Genomic DNA, 17,236 nt, shown 5'->3' with positions numbered 1-17,236 from the left:
TGCTTGATAATGTTATTTATAATCTCAAATAAAACTGGTTGTCATGAGTTATTATTTGTTTTCATCTTTATCGCATTATTCTTATTGTTCTACTACGGTGTCGTATATAGATGAATGATTAAGGAAGGTAATATGTTAATCCGGCGTTTTTTATACGTGAGAATTAATTAATCTGGATCATATTATGCTGGTTTTAATTGTAGTAGTTTTTTAAATGAAGTGATGCCAAGTCCAAATGTGATAACGATTTATCTGGGTGGGTTTTAAGTGGTCAGTGATTTAGGAAAGATCAGCGCATCGAGGCACAATTACCAGGATGAACTTGAAACGTTTACCTGGAGTGCGTTAGTTGCCGTGGGTATCGCAATACAGGACCAGAAGGTTTATTCTAAAATATCAGAACATCTCTTCATTATGAACTGGCTGGCGATTGCGAAAAAAAGGAAGATATTTTCAAAAACTATCGCCAACGAACTTCAGTGGTTAATAGAAGAGGGGAAAAGGAAAAGCATTAATGCCCAACTTAAATTTAAGATAGAGTATTTATATGCTACATCAAGTGGTGATGTCACAATGCAGAGCTACTATTTTAAATTTACTCATGTTATTGAAAATCTAAGGAATAATGGCTGGGAGAGTTTTCTTCTCACACCCGGGAAATGGCGTGATTTGAGTGAAGATGTTAAGGTTCGCAAAGGCAATTTTATTTTTATGGATGACACCCGACTTCAGGAGTGCTTTGGTACTCAGGGCGAGATATTAAAACCTTTCTGTCTTCGGGTTTATGGTGATGTCGAATTTGCAAAGTCGCTGTTCATCAAAAATAATCTTCCGGTTGAGTTTGTAAAGCATACTTCAAATGAGTTTTACTACTTTTATTTTAATCTGGATGGGTGATGAACACTGGCGATACATAAATGAAATTTGCCAGTCATAATACGTTGTTGTAGCCAGATTTTACATTCTGAGATATAAATCGCGATAGAGGGATCGGGGATGTTTACGCGAAAGTTAACGATCACGACTGAATGGATAAAGTTATCTGATGTTCCTGACCGCGTGTTCATCGCTTTTCGAGGGGTAATCGAAATATGCGAAAGTTCATCTGTTCCTGACGACAAGACTCCCCTGCTAAGGTTGGAAAATGAAATGGCGATTATCACGGTTGACGCATTATCCTGGGTCAGAGTTCCGGCAGAAAGTCGGGGAAATATTACGGTATATATTCTCTGATGTGCTGAATATTAACACCGATAAATTACATCAGACATCGGTAAAATCATCATGACCTGATTATGCGGGCTACAACATTCGTATTGCATTGGTGTTATAGATAATGCCAAACACCGCTACCGCCAGCAGGAACAGGGATGAGATAAAAACGCTGTATCTGACAAACCGCGTGGGCATCCAGCGTTTGAAAATCACGATATAAAATGACAGAACGGCAACGTCAAAAATGATCCATACCAGCGTGAGTATCAGCATGCTGGTGGCGAAATTATGTGTAATGGTGATGAACTGTGGAAAGAATGAAGCGAAAAACAGAATATCTTTCGGGTTTGATACGCCAATCAGAAAACCGTTGATAAATCCCCCATGAGACGGCTGGCGAGAGTCTTCGCTGGCGGCTTGATTTCTTGCCCACAGACTGCAAAACGCGCTATAGCCGATATACAGCGATCCGGCGAGACCCAACACACACAGCAGCAGAGGAGAGAGTGATACCACCCCCGCCAGCATCAGCGCAGCGAGCGCAAGCAAGAGCAATGAAGCACCGTTAGTTCCGCATAGCGTCATAAAGGCCTGGCGATAGCCGTACTGTGCCGCCGTCGCGGTAATCAGTGCCACAACAGGACCAGGCGTTAGCAACAGTGTTAGCACCGAGAGGCTGTATACAGCCAGTAAAGCGAGATTCATATCTGATGATCCTGACGTTATTTTTCATCAGTATTCCGCTTGCGTGTCACATTGAAAAACGAATAAAACTGCGCTCTACTGTGAGTAAAACTCAACATAGAAGCCGATGATGACGCTACCCCCGCTGTATGCCCTGAGAGCTTTCGAAGCTGCTGCCCGTCTGGGGTCCTTTAGTAAAGCGGCTATTCAACTGAACGTCACGCCTGGTGCGGTAAGCCGTCATATTCGCACACTGGAAGCCTGGTTTGGCTGCGAACTGTTTGTTCGTAGCGGCCCCCGTATTGAGATAACGCCTTCAGGGCAGGGGTTAGCGCAACAGCTGACGGCCGGGTTTCAGAGTTTAGAACATGCCTGCCATGCTTTTCGTAGCAGCAGTCATGAGCTGCGGTTGAAAGCACCCTCAACGTTGACCATGCGCTGGCTGCTGGATGTGCTGCGGCATTTCCGGGAAGCCCATCCAACGCCGGTGATTGAAATCTCCAGCGTGTGGATGGACACCGATTCCGTCGCATTCAGTCGCGAACCGTATGACTGTGCAATCCTGTTGGGGAATGGTTATTTTGGCGAGGATACGGACAGTCGTTTGCTGTTTCAGGAGTGGCTAATCCCGGTCTGTGCGCCTGCGTTGCAGGCTCTGGCGCAAAGTGATATCGCCGCCTGTGAATTGATTCATCCTTCCGCCGATCGCCGCGACTGGCGTCGCTGGCTGCAGCGTACCGGGGCGTTTCCTGCGTTGAACCTGGCACGTGGCAACGTGTTCGACACCCTGGAGCAGGGGAGTCTTGCGGCAATGAGCGGGCATGGGGTAGCGGTCGCCGATCTGCTATTAAGCCTGACGGCTATTGAGAGTGGGATGCTGGCGTTACCGTTTAAACAGGTGGTCGCGACAGGGGACGGTTATTATCTCGTCTGGCCAAAAGCGTCAACCCGGCTTCGAAATATTGAGTTGCTGTATCGCTGGTTAAAAGAAGCTGCGCCTGAGGCTGACATAGCAGAACTGCTCTGGCTGGAGTAACCCGCAGAACACCATATTGATAACAATTCTCATTATTATTGTTGTGTTGTGCGGGTAATGGTAATGTTGCCACCCATCGTACGTTGCAAATTCCATTTCTTGTGCAGAAGACAGCATGAACAACACCACCATCCAGAATACATCCGGACGTTTTACCCGCACCTTCTCCGTCAGTGAGTTTAGGGACTTTGGTGAGCGTTACGGGATCGATTACCGTTTTCCGTTGCTGGCGCAAAAAACGGGTCTTCCGTGTTCCAGTGCTGTATTGCAAGGGGAAGTAGAGGAGATGATGCTCCCTTGCGGGATGTGCGTCACACACTCTGATGTACAGGTGCTGCAACCGTATGAAACTACCTCCCGGCACAGTAGCCCCTTGTATATGCTGGTAGTGCTGGAAGGTTGCGTGATACTGACGCTCAACGGGCAGGAACATGTGGTACGTTCCGGCATGGCGTTTAGTTCGCGTCTGAGTGAACGCCAGGCAATGAGCGCTCGTCACCCTGCCGACTGCAAGCTACGGACGCTATCACTCGGGTTGTATCCTGACGGAGCATGGCGCAAAGGATTACTTGAATCCCTCATGCGTGAGTGGGAAAACTGTCAGACGCCAACGCTTATTTGGCAGGTGCCGGGGTTTTTACTCAGCGGATTACAGTATGCGCAGCAGGGCTCACTTAGCCATGTTTCCCGCCAGTTGATGCTGGAAGGACTGATTTTACAATTATTTGGTCACGGTCTCAGCGTTTGTCAGGTGGAAAGCGGCAAATGCCTCGCCGCCAGTGGCGAACAGCAGCGGCTGGAAAGGGTGCGCCGTCTGTTGGAGCAATCCCCTGAAAATGACTACACGCTTAACGAGCTGGCGCAGCGCGCAGCGATGAGCCCCAGCAGTTTGCGCAGCAAGTTCCGTGCGGCATATGGCTGCTCCGTTTTTGACTACCTGCGCGACTGCCGTCTGGAACGTGCGCGCGGCTATTTACTGGAAGGATACAGCGTACAGCAGGCGGCCTGGATGTCGGGTTATCAGCACGCAACTAACTTCTCTACCGCTTTTCGTCGTCGCTATGGCTTCCCGCCTGGTGATGTTCTCAAACTTTGCTAATCCATTTTCCCGTTTTATGCGCGAAGCTGATTCATAATTTGGCGCTGCGCATACGCAACCTGGCATTCGGCATAGCGACTCCTGATACAAAAATGGCAATAATTCTCATTTACAGATAGATATGCCTTGGGAGATGTTCATGTTCGCGAAGACTCGGTTGGCGCTGCTGATAGGATGGGTGACCGGCAGTGTGGCTTTTCCTCTGCTGGCGCAGGAAACAACAAAAAACGATACGGTGGTTGTCACTTCGCAAATGCAGAGTGGGGCGACCAAGCTTGCCACACCGGATATCGAAACACCGCAGTCGGTATCGATCGTTACCCGTGAACAGTTTGAAGAGCAGGGCGCAACCAGCGTGCGGCAGGCTGTTAGCTACACACCTGGGGTGTACAGCAATCAGATTGGTGCCTCCAACCGCTTTGACTACATTGTGCTGCGCGGTTTCTCCGATGGTAGTCTGGACAACGTCTATCTCGACGGCCTGAAAATGATGGGCGACACTAACTCGCACAGTTCGCTGGTGGTCGATCCGTGGTTTCTCGACAATATTGAAGTGGTGCGCGGCCCGGCTTCCGTGCTGTACGGCCGTTCCTCTCCGGGCGGGATCGTGGCGCTGACATCGCGTAAACCGTCGTTTGATGCGGGCGGAGAAGTGAAGCTGTTTGCTGGCAACAATAATCAGCGCGGCGCGGCGTTTGACGTCACCGGGGCGCTGGATGATAACGATCGCGTCGCCGCACGACTGAGTGGAATGACGCGTTATGCGGACTCGCAGTTTGGTCCCTTGAAGGAAGAACGTTACGCGCTGATGCCGAGCCTCACCTGGCGCATCACCGATCAAACGCGTCTTGACCTGATGGCCTATCTGCACCGTGACCCGGAAGGCGGTAGCCACTCCGGTCTGCCGTATGACGGCACTGTGGTTCCCCATTACGGGCAAAAGATCTCCAATACCTTTTACGAAGGCGAGGATGATTATGACAAATACGATCGCCGTGAAAACATGGTGGGCTACAACATTGAGCATATGTTTGATAGCGGTTGGTCGGTACGGCAAAAGTTACGCTATTTGCATACCGACGTTGAGCTGAACCAGGTGTATGCGGCGGGCTGGTTGAATGAAACCGAGCTTAATCGCGGCTACTCCGGCTCCGATGAAAAAATGTCGGCGATTACGCTGGATAACCAGCTCGACGGCAGCTTTGATACCTGGCAGGTAAACCATCGTCTGCTGGTGGGGATCGACTATCAGGATCGCAGCAACAATACCACCGGCTACTACGGGGCGTTCCCGCCGATTGACGCCTTTAACCCGGTGTACGGCGCGAAGCCTGATTACATCAATATGTATGCGCGCGAGAAACACAAGTTGCGCCAGACGGGCTACTATTTGCAGGATCAGATGTCATGGGATCGCTTCCGTATAACGCTCGGTGGCCGCTACGATCAGGTGAGCATATCTAATATTGATAAGCAAAACGGCACTCGCAGCGATCTGGACAAAAATAACTTCAGCAGTCGCGCTGCTCTGCTTTATTTGTTCGATAACGGCGTTGCGCCGTACATCAGCTATTCCACCGCCTTTACGCCAACCAGTTTTGCTGATGAGAACGGTAACCTGTTGGAACCGATGAAAGGCAAGCAGTGGGAAGCCGGGCTGAAATATGAACCGGAAGGGTTGAATAGCCAGTTTAGCGCGTCGGTGTTCCGCATTAATCAGACCAATATTGCCACCAAAGAAGAGCCGACCGATCCGTACCGTTCGATTGGCGAAATTGAATCTGAAGGGGTAGAGCTGGAAGCTATTAGCCAACTGACGGACAGTTTCCGTTTGCAGGCGGCGTATACCTATACCGACATTCGCTATAAGAAAAGCAGCCCGGAAGAGCAGGGCAAGCGTGCCGTTTATGCGCCGCGCAATCAGGCCAGCACCTGGTTAAGCTACGATGTGAAAAATAGCCCACTGGCGGGGCTAACGTTGGGCTCAGGCGTGCGTTACGTCAACGGTATTACCAGCGATCGCCAGAATACTCACACCCTGCCATCGTATACGCTGGTGGATCTGGCGATTGGCTACGACTTAACGAATATTGGTATTAAAGGTTTGAGCACGCAGTTGAACGTCAACAATCTGACCGACAAGCGTTACGTTGCAGCCTGTAATTCGCTCTCATACTGTTATTTCGGTGCCGAGCGCAGCATTGTTGGCAGCGTTTCGTGGAAGTTCTGATGCTTAAGCCGGATGCGGCGCTGGCGCCTTATCCGGCATACGGCAGCGTGCAAATTGTAGGCCTGATAAGCGCAGCGCATCAGGCATAGTGGATTGCGGCTATTTGGTAAAACCGTTTTGCATACAAATCTGTGCGCTGGTTCTCAGGGTGAAGGCTAACTTGTCAGGATACTGGCGGTAATAGTTATGTTCTTCTTCCAGCCCTTTTGCCTGCGCCAGACGTACCGTTTCCAGCGAACAGGTTCGGTAGATCAAATCTTTATTCATATTGCTCTGCTTCTCGCGCTGTTTATCTGCGGACAGCGCCAGCCAGCTCTCGGACAGCGTATAATCGTAGACCACCCGATTCCCTTTCGCCTGCACGTTCTCAATGGTAATGAATTCGTCGATCTTCAGTCTTGGCTGACCACGCATTTTTTTCTTATCTTCTGCGGCGGCATATTGTGCCAGTGCATTAATATCCATCCCGGCTATTTTCTGCTTATAGATATCGACATAGGCGGCGGGTTGCTGATAATGCTGAGCATAAGCATTTCTTAATTCTCCGTCACTCATTGAACAGCCAGCTAAAAATAAAGGTAATAGCAGCGTCAGTTTTGTTTTAGTCATGATGTTATCCCATTCATTATTGTGGTCCCCAGTCGCCCATAACAAAATAAAAGTCATCAAATTACAGGTGATCTTTAGGGTTGTATAAACGGGGCGACGACAGCACAAGTGCAATTATCTTAAAATGACGGAATAAGCGGGAAACCCTGCCAGAATTGGCAGGGTTAATGGATGAAGAGGATCAGAATTCCATTTTCACCGTGAACTGCACTTCTCGTGGGTCGCCGATCTGATTACCCAGATTATTGGTGGCAATGGATGAGGTGTAATAGGTCTTATCAAACAGGTTTTTCACATTGAGCTGCAATGTGACCGGATATTGCAGCTTCATCTTATAAGCGGCAAAGGCATCGGCGACAAAATAGCCTGGCAGATAATAGTCTGCGCCATTGGTTGCGGAACGGCGACTCACCCCATGACCCCCACCGCCAATCGTCAGGGTATTGCCCATAAAGGCATTCTGAATATCGTAGGTGAGGAATAATGAGCCGGTATGCTTCGGTACATTAGGCAGCGGCTTACCTTTGTAATCAGGATCTTCCGTCACTTTCGCGGCGGTATAACCGTAGCTGGCGATAATATTGGTGTTGGTGGTCAACGAACCGGCGACATCCACTTCCACGCCTTGTGAACGCACGCGACCCGCCGTTTTCGCCACGGTTTCGCCATTGATCATTTCGTTGTACAGCACATTGCGTTTATCAATATCAAACAGGGCAATATTGGCGGTGATACCGTCAAAGATATCGAATTTTGCCCCCACTTCATAAGCCGTTGAGGTTTCAGGTGGCAGTTCGCCAATATAACTGGCGATAGAATATTGCGGCATGAAGGATCGCGACACGTTACCGAACAGCGATACCGACGGCGTCAGTTTGTAAACCATACCGAATTTGGGCACCCACTGTTGGTCGGTACTGTCGGTGTTGGCGTTGAACGGACGCCCTTTGCCAGCGTATTCGGTGTAGTACTGATAACGCATCCCGGCGACGGCGATCCATTTATCGGTCAGGTACAGCGCGTCCTGCACATACGCAGAATAGCTCTCTTGTTGAATAGTCTGATCGCTATCAGCGGCAGAAACGTTAGTACATTTATCCAACGTACCGTAGACAGGATTATAAATATTGAACCCTTTTACGTTCTTGCAGCGGATCATGTCGGTGCGTAGCAGATCGTAGTTCTCATAAGAGACACCGGTGAGGATCTCGTTATAAAAACCCGCGATATCGACGTTGCCCTGTAAATCGGCACGTGTGGCGTGCATGCGCTGGGTGGAGCCTTGAGTGGCATCGACACGGCGGGTCAGATTTCCGGTTGCAGAATCATACGCCATTACGCGAGCCTGATTATCGCTGTATTTATCCTGGCTAAAGCTGTAGTCGAATTTCGCTGTCCATTCGCTGTTGAAGCGGTATTCGGCATTCAACTGTGCCAGATCCGATTTGCCGTCGGTGATATTAAACGGCTCATCAAAGCGGGTTTTGCGATCCACATTCACCGCGTGTTTGGTGTTGAGATCGAAAATGGTGCCGCGATCGAATGGCGCTTTGTAGTCGCGGTGTGAATAGAGCACGCTGACGGTGGCGTTGTCGCCAAACCAGGTCAGAGAAGGGGAGATAAAGCTGCTCTGATTGGTGCCAAAGTTGCGCCAGTAGTCCTCGTGTTGGTACTCGCCAATCAGACGATACGCCAACGGCGTACCTTCAATCGGCCCTGTCACGTCAAACTGCCCCGTACCGCCGCCAAAACTGCTGGAGGTTGCTGAAATCGACCCGCCAAACTGCGTTTCCGGACGTTTGGTGACGACATTAATCAGGCCGCCGGGATCGAGAATCCCGTACAGGGTTGAGGCCGGGCCTTTCAGCACTTCCACGCGTGAGGTTGCGGCGTTAAAGCTGCGCGGCAACACGGTTTTCAGACCGTTGGTCATCACCGAGCCGTCACGGTTTGCGCCGAAGCCACGGCGGACAAACGCATCCTGTGTGCCACCTAATGTGTTGGTTTGCACAACGTTACTGACGTTATACAGCGCTTCGTCCAGCGTCGTGACATGCTGATCTTCCAGCACTTTATCGCTGACAGTGTTCACCACTTGTGGGATATCCAACAATGGCATGGATGTCAGCGTCGCGGTGGACGAGCTCAGCGGTTGATAACCCGATGTTACGGCCTGATCGGCAGACGACGCATCTGCCCGAACGGTGATGGTATCTTCCCCTTTAGGCGGAGTCGTCTCTTTCTCCGCTGCAAATACCGTAGGTGTTGTTGTTATGCCCAGAAAGAGAGCAGAGCACAATGCCCGCCCTTTCATCCCCGAAAAGTAAGTCGTTAACTCAGCCATTATTTTATTTATTCCGCAAAAGACCCTGCCAAAAATGGGCAGGGAAACAGGTTGATTCAATTCATTGCCCGGCTTGCCAGCCCTGCATTTATCCATCTGTAAGCCGGCGTTACTGGCATCAGATATGTAATTGAGAATCATTCAATCATGGGCGTTTGTAGTAGTAAACGTAAAAATGAAAAAGAAACTACAGGCGATTCGACACAACTTAACCGTCGTTTTTTTAAGGGTATTTAATTTCCAATGCATTGAAAAAGAATGGTTTTTATTGATTTTTCGGCATTTTTTATTTGTGCTTTGGTTGTTGGCAACAGGTGATGTAACTACAGGGTGTAATTGCTTGACTACTACAGCGCAAGCCAGCAAGATCACAAAGAGAATGAGTTTTATTTTTATTTAGAGAATTACGCATGCAGGCTTTGCCATGCGGCGGCGCAGGAGTGAACATGCCACAGCATGTGGAAAATACCGCCCACAGAACGGGCATTGAACTACAACAGCTTTCTGCGGGTTATCGCCATAACACCATTGTCCACGGTATCTGTCTCACTATTCCGCAAGGCAAAATGACGGTGCTGGTGGGGGCGAACGGCTCGGGTAAATCAACGTTGTTAAGCACCATGGCTCGGATGTTGAAACCGCACGGCGGCAGCGTATTGCTGGATGGCAAAGCCATTCATCAACAGCCCACCAAAGCGGTTTCACGCCAGCTCGGCATCCTGCCGCAATCCCCATTGGTGCCAGAAGGACTTACCGTTTTAGAACTGGTATCGCGTGGGCGTTTTCCCTGGCAGAACATGCTTTCGCAATGGACGGACGATGACGAACGCGCCGTGGAGCAGGCGCTCCGGTTAACCGGAACTGCTGATTTTGCGCATTTGCCGGTGGAGAGCCTTTCCGGTGGGCAACGTCAGCGCTGCTGGATTGCGATGGCGCTGGCACAGCAAACGCCGGTCATCTTGTTGGATGAGCCGACTACGTTTCTCGATCTGCGCTATCAGGTAGAGATCCTTGAACTGTTGCATTCACTGACTCGCCATCATGGTCGTACAGTGATCGTGGTCCTGCATGACCTGAATTTTGCCGTGAATTACGGGGACATGCTGGTGTTCCTCAAACAGGGGACGTTGCAGGGCGTCGTGCATGATGGCGAAAACTGCACGCCCGAGTTGATTAAGCACGTGTTTGACGTCGACGTGCAGATGTCGGTGAATCCTCTCACCGGCAAACCGTTCTTTATGCCGTTCCGCGCGCCGGGCGGGCAAGAGCAATGACGGTCATGACAAGCACACTGGCTCGTCGCCGTGGCCGGTTTATGCTGGCACTCCCCGTGTTAACGCTGCTGTTGTGTGTTCTGGCGGTGGTGCATCTGGGTGTTGGCGCACGCACTATCAGCCCGCAGACCGTCGTGCAGGCGCTGTTCCACTTTGACGCGAAAGATTTCGACCACCGGATTATTGTCTCCTTACGTCTGCTGCGCATGACGGCGGCGATGCTGGTCGGCGCAGCGTTAGGTGTGGCGGGTGTGCTGTTGCAGGCGTTGATTCGTAATCCGCTGGGAGAGCCGCATATTCTGGGACTGAACGCCGGGGCTGCTTTTGTCGTTGTGTTGTGCACCGCGCTTGGCGTGACGGGGGTAAGCCAGCCATTGCTGGCGGCTGGAGGCGCAGCGGCATTGTTCTCGTTGGTCATCGCGCTTTCTTCTGCCGGACGGGGGGGGTTAACGCCGCTGAAGGTTACGCTGTGCGGCGTGGCGCTGTCGGCCATGGTGTCATCGCTTACTGCGGCCATCCTGATTCTGGATGAACAAACCCTGTTGGCAATGCGCACCTGGCTGGTGGGCGATCTTTCTGGTCTGCACTGGGAAGCAGTCAAAAGCGCCGTTCCTCCGTCGCTAGCTGGTATGGTTTTGGCGCTCGCTATCGCGCCGGGCCTGAATATTCTGGCTCTCGGCGACCGTATGGCCTGTGGGTTAGGGGTGAACATTCTGCGCATACGCTTGCTGGCGATGGTAGCCATTGCGCTGTTGTGCGGTGCGGCAGTCTCTGTCGTGGGGCCGCTGGGGTTTATCGGTCTGTTAGTGCCTAACGTTACCCGCCGTCTGGTAACAGAAGATATTCGTCAGATGCTACCGACGTCGGCATTGCTGGGTGCGGCGCTGCTGCTGTTGGCGGATATTGCCGCCCGCACGGTGCTGGCTCCGCAGGAGCTGGCTACAGGGATCATGACCGCCCTGGTGGGCGCGCCGGCGTTTATTTTCATTGCGTCGAGGTTTTTGAAATGAACGATATGCTGCAGCGTGCAGGGCTTCGTGCATGGCGGGTGGGGGGATTTTCTCGTGTCATTCGTCCCAAAACCGTGCTGTACAGCCTCAGCCTGACGGTGCTGGCAATCGCATTACTGCTGTTCGGCGTGATGCAGGGTTCGCTCCCGGTTCCGGCTTCCGCTATCGGACGGGCGGTGTTTGACCCTCAGGCGTTGACGGCTCAGCAACAGTATGTCGTTTGGGATGTACGACTGCCGCGACTGCTGATGGCGCTTCTGTGCGGGGCGATGCTCGGATTGGCTGGGGCGGCGATGCAATCTATCACCCGCAACGGGTTGGCCGATCCCGGGCTTATCGGTGTCAAAGAAGGGAGTTGCGTGGTGGTGCTGGCCCTGGTGCTATTTTTCCCGTCCGCAAGTCTGGTCTGGCGGCCCCTGGTAGGAATGGCCGGTGGCGCACTGGTCGCTGCACTGGTGATGCTGCTGGCCCGTGATTTCTCCCGGCCTCGCTTCGTGTTGATAGGCATTGGCGTGTCGTGGTTCTTTGCCGCGGGAATGGGCGTATTTATGACCACCGCGGATGTCCGTGACGTTCAGACTGCACTGGTCTGGCTGGCGGGCAGCCTTCATGCCGCCACCTGGCCGCTACTGCTGGTGGCGCTGGTCTGGACGTTGCCTGCGGCCATCATCTTATTTGCCACGGCGAGAGCTTCAGATGTGGCGCTACTTGGCAATGCGACGGCAACGGGGCTGGGTGTACGTTTACCCCGGCTGGCGTTGTTGCGTTTTCTCGCGCCGGTTGTACTCACCGCCGCCAGTGTTGCCTGCGTGGGCAGCCTCGGTTTTGTCGGGTTAATGGCGCCACACATGGCACGATTCTGGCTGCGTGGCGGACAAACAGCGCTGCTGTGGGGAAGTGCGTTGATCGGTGCATTGCTGGTGCTGGTCACCGATACCGTGGGGCGTCTGGCGTTTGCCCCACTGCAAATCCCCGCCGGGATCGTCATTGCCCTGGTCGGTGGACCGTTCCTTTTACTGTTGCTCTGGCGTCGCCGGGATCGTTTGTAATTGTTAAGAGGGTATATGCGTTTAATCTTTTCATTGCTGCTGCTGGTCGGCTGCACCGCCCATGCGGCGGTGCCTGTTCAGTCATTTACTGACGATCTCGGTCGAGTGGTGAACGTGCCGCTACATCCGCAGCGCATTGTGTCATTGCACGATCTCGACATCACTATCCCGCTGATCGAACTGGGCGTGCCTCCGGTGGCCAGCCACGGCAGAACGCGTCCTGACGGCAGCCATTTTTTACGTTCCGGCGTGCTGCTGACCGGCGTGGATTTTGATAATTCGAACATGACGTATATCGGCACGGCGGATATTGATATTGAAGCCATTGTCGCGGCAAAACCGGATTTAATCATCACCGAACCCAGCCGTAACACGCCGATTGAGCAACTGGAAAAAATAGCGCCGACGGTCAGCATCGATCATCTTGATGGCGGTGCGCCGGAAATCTACCGCAAGCTGGCGCAGCTTACAGGTACGCAGAACCGGCTGGCATTGCTGGAACGGCGCTACCGTGAAGAAATTGCCCAGCTCAAGCGGACAGTAGATACGCAGCACATCTCTGTGGCGGTAATACAGGCTAATCAGGGAAAAATCAACGCGTTACACACCTATCACTCCCTGGGGCGAGTTTTACGCGATGCTGGCTTCACCTTCCCGAAGCTTATCGACAGTATTCCGCCGGGTGGGCGCATTGATGTCAGTGCGGAACGTCTGCCTGAACTGGATGCCGATTTTGTCTTCGCGACCTGGCGTGGCGATACCGGCGGTAAACCGCAGGATGAAATCGCGGCGATGGATGCGGTGATGCCTGGCTGGTGTGAGTTCCTGACCGCCTGCCAGCGCGGACATTACGTTTTACTCTCCCGTGAAGAGGCGATATCCAATTCCTATGCCTCGCTCAGTCTGATGGTGGCGCAGGTGCAAACGCATATCGCCGGACGATGGCTACCGGAGGCTAAATAACCATGCTGACGGCGAAAAAAGCCAAAAACCGTATTGATGTCTATGGTGACCGTTTTCGCGCCCGGGCGCATTTACTCTCGCCACGCATGCAGGCCGTGGCGCGTTATATCAACGAAAATCGCGAAGTGGTGCTGGAGTTTACGGCGATAGAAATCGCTGCCGCCACGCAAACCTCTGACGCGACGGTGGTCAGGGCAATCCAGGCGCTGGGGTTTGCCGGGTTGCGCGATTTAAAGCAGACCATTGAGCACTGGTTTGGTCCTGGCGTGACCTCAGAAGAGAAGATGACCACCACGGTGAATACGCTTTCTTGCGATGTGAACTCAAGCATTGACTTCGTCCTGCAGGGGCATCAGCGTACCTGCGAAGCGCTTTCTACACCGCAAAACCGCTATGCGATTGCCCAGGCGGTGGCGTTATTGGTAGAAGCCCGTCAGGTGGGGATTTTTGGTATTGGCGCATCCGGCGTATTGGCGGATTATACCGCTCGTCTGCTCAGCCGTATTGGCCTGCCTGCGGTAGCATTTAATCGCACCGGGATTAACCTCGCAGAGCAACTGATCGCATTGCAGCGGGGAGATGTGCTGATCATGATGGCGCAGAAATCACCGCATCGGGAAGGGCTGACGACCATTCGCGAGGCCAGGCGGTTGGGTGTCCCGGTTATTTTACTGACGAACGCGCTGGATTCCCGTTTTAGTAAAGAAGCGGATGTGGTGATTAACGTGCCACGCGGCGGCGAGAATGGGAAAATGCCGCTTCACGGTACGGTACTGGTGTGTCTGGAAATGATCGTCCTGTCCGTTGCTTCGACTGCGCCGCAACGTTCAATTAAGTCCGTGAAACGGATTAACGAACTGTATCGGGGCATTGGTAAATCCGGGGCGAAGAAATAAACCGGTTATACCCGATGTGTAGGCCGGGTAGTGGGACGTCGCCACCCGGCATAAAGGCAGACAATCAAACCATTAATGGCCGATCATTCTGGCCTTCGGGATCAGCTGGAAATACATATGATCTGGCACCGGCGTCTGCCAGACGTTGGCGTACACCGCATAACCTATGGTGGCAAACAGAATACCGAGCAGCAGTAGCGTCATTGTCCACCCTGATAACCTACCTTGTCGCCACCATGGTGTCGGCGCTGCGCTATGCCCTGATTGTGCGCCAGGCGGTGTCTTCAGTGACATAGTCAGCGTCGAGGCTACCGGACAGGATTCCACACAGGTCATACATCCTGTGCACTCAACGGTGCGTACCTGAATTAAGCGATCGACCGGAATATTCGACGGGCAGTTCTTTGCGCATTTGCCGCAATCGATGCAACTGTCGGCATTACGGCGGATCTTAAACGGCGACAGCAAAGAGAACAGGCCAAGCAGTGCGCCATAAGGGCACAGATAACGGCACCACGCATTGCGAATAAACAGGCTCATGATGCTGATAACCGCCACTACGATGAGCGTCGTCGTGCCGATATTACGAAAGAAATCGAGCATCTTAACGTCGATAATCATGCCGTAGGCTGACATCAGAAAATACTGAATCCCCTGTGCTGGCATCGACAGGGCGATATACAGAAAGAAACTCAGCAGCAGATATTTCAGGCTCAGCAAAGGGAGGTCCAGCCAGCGCGGCAGGGTGAAGTTGCGACCCGTTATTTTTTTGCCCAGATTCCCTATCAGCTCAGACAGCGTACCCACCGGGCACAACCACGAGCAGAACGCTTTTTTTAACAGCAGACTCATCAGGATAAAGGCAACAAGCAGCAGCATGGAAGCGGCGTGAATAGGGGGAAGAAAGCCGGTTTCCAGTGTGTATCTGATATTCATCAGACCGGCAATGGGAAGCCATCCCTCAATACCGCCGGGTCTTGATATATAAACGCTGGTACCGGCTGTTTCGAAATAGCGAACCCAATACCAGAACGTCACGCCAATATAGATATTGATAGCCAACAGGAGAAACTGGGTGGCTTTTCTCCAGCTACTGGCATTGCGCCAGTCATTCCACGGCAGTTTTCCTCCGACGGTACCAGGGCGGCGCTGCCAGCGCGTTTTCTTCTTCCCGTTCATGATCTTTTATTATCCCTCATATTTCCCCCTGCATTCAGGAAGACTCATCACCGGGATATGCTACCGCTATAAAGATATAGTGTATTTGATTTGCATCTTATTAATCGGCTGCCATTTTTATCACGCTAATGGGCATGTATAAAAATAACAGCACGATATTTATCACAGGTCAGATAAATACCCTGAACGGGGTATTTATTTATCTGTGGGGGACGACGGTCATTCCCGGTACGTTTCTACGCGGTTACGGCCATGGCTTTTCGCCAGATAGAGCGCGCGATCGGCTTTATCAACCAGTTGTTTGTAGTCGGGGTGATAGTCATATTCGGCAACGCCGATACTGACGGTAATAGAGAAGGATTCAGTCATGGAAGCGGCGATACGCAGCTCGGCAATTTTCTTGCGCAGTGTTTCCAGAATAATCGAGGCCTGCGATTCGTCTGATTCGACGAGCAGAATCATAAACTCTTCACCACCATAACGGAATACGTAATCGCTACTGCGGATGTGCTCATAAATAACGGCCGCGACGTTTTTCAGCGTCATATCGCCAGTGTTATGTCCGTAGCTGTCGTTGATCTGCTTAAAATAATCAATGTCCAGCATTGCCAGGGTAAAGGGTCTTCGTGAATGTAACGCCAGCGAGATTTCACGGCGCATAATCGTCGGAATAAAGCGGCGATTAAGCAACTGGGTCAGCGAGTCTTTGCCATTTTCCTGTTTGACCAGCGCTTCAAACATTGAGGCGAGGAGAAAATGGATTTTGGCCGAGAGCTGTCGGATATCCTGCAATAAGCTCATCCGTTCGGTTTCGCCAGGTTGTTGCTGATTCGAGAATGCCTGTGTCAGACGGTTATCGATTTCAGCGATCACGGATTCCATTTCTGCCAGCAGATTACCGCTGCCAAGAATGTGTTTTCCTTTATGGGAGAACCACATACCAAAATCTGAGTCCGCCAGGAACACCAGATCACCGGACGGTAAGCCGGTCGCAATGTTGTAGATAAACTGATTTTCCCAATCGGTAAACGAACGGATTTGCCGTTCGCGCTCGACGTTGACGTCGTCGTAAATGGTCTGCAGCCGATACTGCTCCTGCGTGTGCAGCGAGTTTTGATAGCTTGGAGAGTAGGAAACGGTCATGGCCTCCAGCGCGGTGTCCATCGCCAGACTGCTGAAACAGATAGCATCGCTCAACAGGCTGACAGAGTAGTCGGCCTTACTTTTCAGCAACTGATACAGCTCTTCTTTTAGCTTACGTGCACCGCGGTTAACCAGATCGATAGGCAGGCCGATACGGGCGTGTACCACACCAATTTCACGCTGTTTTGCCAGCAAGAGCGGGAGGTCTTCATATGCGCTGCCGAGCACGCTGCGCAACCAGTCAAACATACTGCCGCTCAGTCGCGTACTGACCTGCTCCGTATTCAGAAACAACGCGCTCTCCGCATGAGAGAGCATGTAGTCATAAAAAACGGTCACTAAATGGCGGATCTCATCGTCGCTTAACCCTGTGAGGATCGTATGAACGTCAGGGGATGTCTGGCGTATTAGCGCCCGCCATTCTGTAAGGAGTAATGTGTCGTTTACGGGATCAACCTGTTCCATCTCACAGCCACTCAAAATGTGATTGAAAAATTCAGGCGGT

General features: G+C 52.0%; 14 protein-coding genes. 9 read left to right on the top strand and 5 right to left on the bottom strand.

The features are described from left to right. Positions 1-267 precede the first annotated feature (267 nt). Positions 268-897 (top strand): DUF2913 family protein, encoded by a 630-nt coding sequence (locus tag OGY19_RS04360; protein WP_101742734.1) that lies wholly within the window; start codon positions 268-270, stop codon positions 895-897. Positions 898-1,302: 405 nt separating this feature from the next. Here the strand turns inward: OGY19_RS04360 and OGY19_RS04355 are convergent, their stop codons facing one another. Then, a complete protein-coding gene (locus tag OGY19_RS04355; protein ID WP_115600896.1) occupies positions 1,303-1,920 on the bottom strand; it encodes a LysE family translocator in 618 nt (205 codons plus the stop codon). A gap of 109 nt (positions 1,921-2,029) precedes the next feature. Between OGY19_RS04355 and OGY19_RS04350 the strand changes: the two genes are divergently transcribed. The 3 genes from OGY19_RS04350 (at position 2,030) to foxA (ending at position 6,264) form a co-directional block, all read left to right on the top strand. Continuing rightward, a complete protein-coding gene (locus OGY19_RS04350; RefSeq protein ID WP_115600895.1) occupies positions 2,030-2,935 on the top strand; it encodes a LysR substrate-binding domain-containing protein in 906 nt (301 codons plus the stop codon). Positions 2,936-3,050: 115 nt separating this feature from the next. Further along, positions 3,051-4,034 carry an AraC family transcriptional regulator gene (locus OGY19_RS04345; RefSeq protein WP_048212515.1) on the top strand — a complete coding sequence of 328 codons (984 nt, stop codon included), beginning with the start codon at positions 3,051-3,053 and terminating at the stop codon, positions 4,032-4,034. A gap of 121 nt (positions 4,035-4,155) precedes the next feature. After that, positions 4,156-6,264, top strand: a complete 2,109-nt coding sequence (gene foxA, locus OGY19_RS04340; RefSeq protein WP_286596239.1) for a ferrioxamine B receptor FoxA — start codon at positions 4,156-4,158, stop codon at positions 6,262-6,264. Between the two features lie 99 nt (positions 6,265-6,363). Here the strand turns inward: foxA and OGY19_RS04335 are convergent, their stop codons facing one another. Together OGY19_RS04335 and OGY19_RS04330 are read right to left on the bottom strand one after the other, a co-directional pair. Then, positions 6,364-6,873, bottom strand: a complete 510-nt coding sequence (locus OGY19_RS04335; RefSeq protein ID WP_048212514.1) for a hypothetical protein — start codon at positions 6,871-6,873, stop codon at positions 6,364-6,366. Between the two features lie 181 nt (positions 6,874-7,054). Next, positions 7,055-9,217 carry a TonB-dependent siderophore receptor gene (locus OGY19_RS04330; RefSeq protein ID WP_115600894.1) on the bottom strand — a complete coding sequence of 721 codons (2,163 nt, stop codon included), beginning with the start codon at positions 9,215-9,217 and terminating at the stop codon, positions 7,055-7,057. Positions 9,218-9,663: 446 nt separating this feature from the next. Here OGY19_RS04330 and OGY19_RS04325 point away from each other — a divergent pair, with 446 nt between their 5' ends. The 5 genes from OGY19_RS04325 to OGY19_RS04305 are packed head-to-tail and all read left to right on the top strand — an operon-like array spanning position 9,664 to position 14,409. Beyond that, entirely contained in the window at positions 9,664-10,491 is an 828-nt protein-coding gene (locus tag OGY19_RS04325; protein ID WP_115600893.1) for an ABC transporter ATP-binding protein, read from the top strand. Continuing rightward, a complete protein-coding gene (locus OGY19_RS04320; RefSeq protein ID WP_048212511.1) occupies positions 10,488-11,501 on the top strand; it encodes a FecCD family ABC transporter permease in 1,014 nt (337 codons plus the stop codon). Before OGY19_RS04325 ends, OGY19_RS04320 begins: the two co-directional genes overlap by 4 nt. Next, a complete protein-coding gene (locus tag OGY19_RS04315; protein ID WP_115600892.1) occupies positions 11,498-12,550 on the top strand; it encodes a FecCD family ABC transporter permease in 1,053 nt (350 codons plus the stop codon). The genes OGY19_RS04320 and OGY19_RS04315 overlap by 4 nt, the downstream gene beginning before the upstream one ends. A gap of 15 nt (positions 12,551-12,565) precedes the next feature. Further along, on the top strand, positions 12,566-13,513 hold the full coding sequence (locus OGY19_RS04310; RefSeq protein WP_115600891.1) for an iron-siderophore ABC transporter substrate-binding protein: 948 nt from the start codon (positions 12,566-12,568) through the stop codon (positions 13,511-13,513). Between the two features lie 2 nt (positions 13,514-13,515). Beyond that, a complete protein-coding gene (locus OGY19_RS04305; RefSeq protein ID WP_005127925.1) occupies positions 13,516-14,409 on the top strand; it encodes a MurR/RpiR family transcriptional regulator in 894 nt (297 codons plus the stop codon). Positions 14,410-14,481: 72 nt separating this feature from the next. On the opposite strand, the gene OGY19_RS04300 is transcribed toward OGY19_RS04305, so the two are convergent. Continuing rightward, entirely contained in the window at positions 14,482-15,588 is a 1,107-nt protein-coding gene (locus tag OGY19_RS04300; RefSeq protein ID WP_115600890.1) for a 4Fe-4S binding protein, read from the bottom strand. 219 nt (positions 15,589-15,807) lie between these two features. Beyond that, complete coding sequence (locus OGY19_RS04295) at positions 15,808-17,196, bottom strand: diguanylate cyclase (RefSeq protein WP_061067374.1); 1,389 nt, start codon at positions 17,194-17,196, stop codon at positions 15,808-15,810. Between the last annotated feature and the right edge of the window lie 40 nt (positions 17,197-17,236).

This window comes from Citrobacter sp. Cy070, from assembly GCF_030332245.1.
Classification (GTDB): domain Bacteria; phylum Pseudomonadota; class Gammaproteobacteria; order Enterobacterales; family Enterobacteriaceae; genus Citrobacter; species Citrobacter youngae.
The sequence above is the reverse complement of the archived record's forward strand: the minus strand, read 5'-3'. Positions and strand labels throughout refer to the sequence as shown.

Excerpts from the sequence above, each read along its gene's own strand:
- OGY19_RS04345 (WP_048212515.1), top strand. The coding sequence starts at position 3,051 with ATGAACAACACCACCATCCAGAATACATCCGGACGTTTTACCCGCACC.
- OGY19_RS04335 (WP_048212514.1), bottom strand. The coding sequence starts at position 6,873 with ATGACTAAAACAAAACTGACGCTGCTATTACCTTTATTTTTAGCTGGC.
- OGY19_RS04350 (WP_115600895.1), top strand. The coding sequence starts at position 2,030 with ATGACGCTACCCCCGCTGTATGCCCTGAGAGCTTTCGAAGCTGCTGCC.
- OGY19_RS04315 (WP_115600892.1), top strand. The coding sequence starts at position 11,498 with ATGAACGATATGCTGCAGCGTGCAGGGCTTCGTGCATGGCGGGTGGGG.
- OGY19_RS04355 (WP_115600896.1), bottom strand. The coding sequence starts at position 1,920 with ATGAATCTCGCTTTACTGGCTGTATACAGCCTCTCGGTGCTAACACTG.
- OGY19_RS04305 (WP_005127925.1), top strand. The coding sequence starts at position 13,516 with ATGCTGACGGCGAAAAAAGCCAAAAACCGTATTGATGTCTATGGTGAC.
- OGY19_RS04295 (WP_061067374.1), bottom strand. The coding sequence starts at position 17,196 with ATGGAACAGGTTGATCCCGTAAACGACACATTACTCCTTACAGAATGG.
- OGY19_RS04310 (WP_115600891.1), top strand. The coding sequence starts at position 12,566 with ATGCGTTTAATCTTTTCATTGCTGCTGCTGGTCGGCTGCACCGCCCAT.
- foxA (WP_286596239.1), top strand. The coding sequence starts at position 4,156 with ATGCCTTGGGAGATGTTCATGTTCGCGAAGACTCGGTTGGCGCTGCTG.
- OGY19_RS04325 (WP_115600893.1), top strand. The coding sequence starts at position 9,664 with ATGCCACAGCATGTGGAAAATACCGCCCACAGAACGGGCATTGAACTA.
- OGY19_RS04300 (WP_115600890.1), bottom strand. The coding sequence starts at position 15,588 with ATGAACGGGAAGAAGAAAACGCGCTGGCAGCGCCGCCCTGGTACCGTC.
- OGY19_RS04330 (WP_115600894.1), bottom strand. The coding sequence starts at position 9,217 with ATGGCTGAGTTAACGACTTACTTTTCGGGGATGAAAGGGCGGGCATTG.
- OGY19_RS04320 (WP_048212511.1), top strand. The coding sequence starts at position 10,488 with ATGACGGTCATGACAAGCACACTGGCTCGTCGCCGTGGCCGGTTTATG.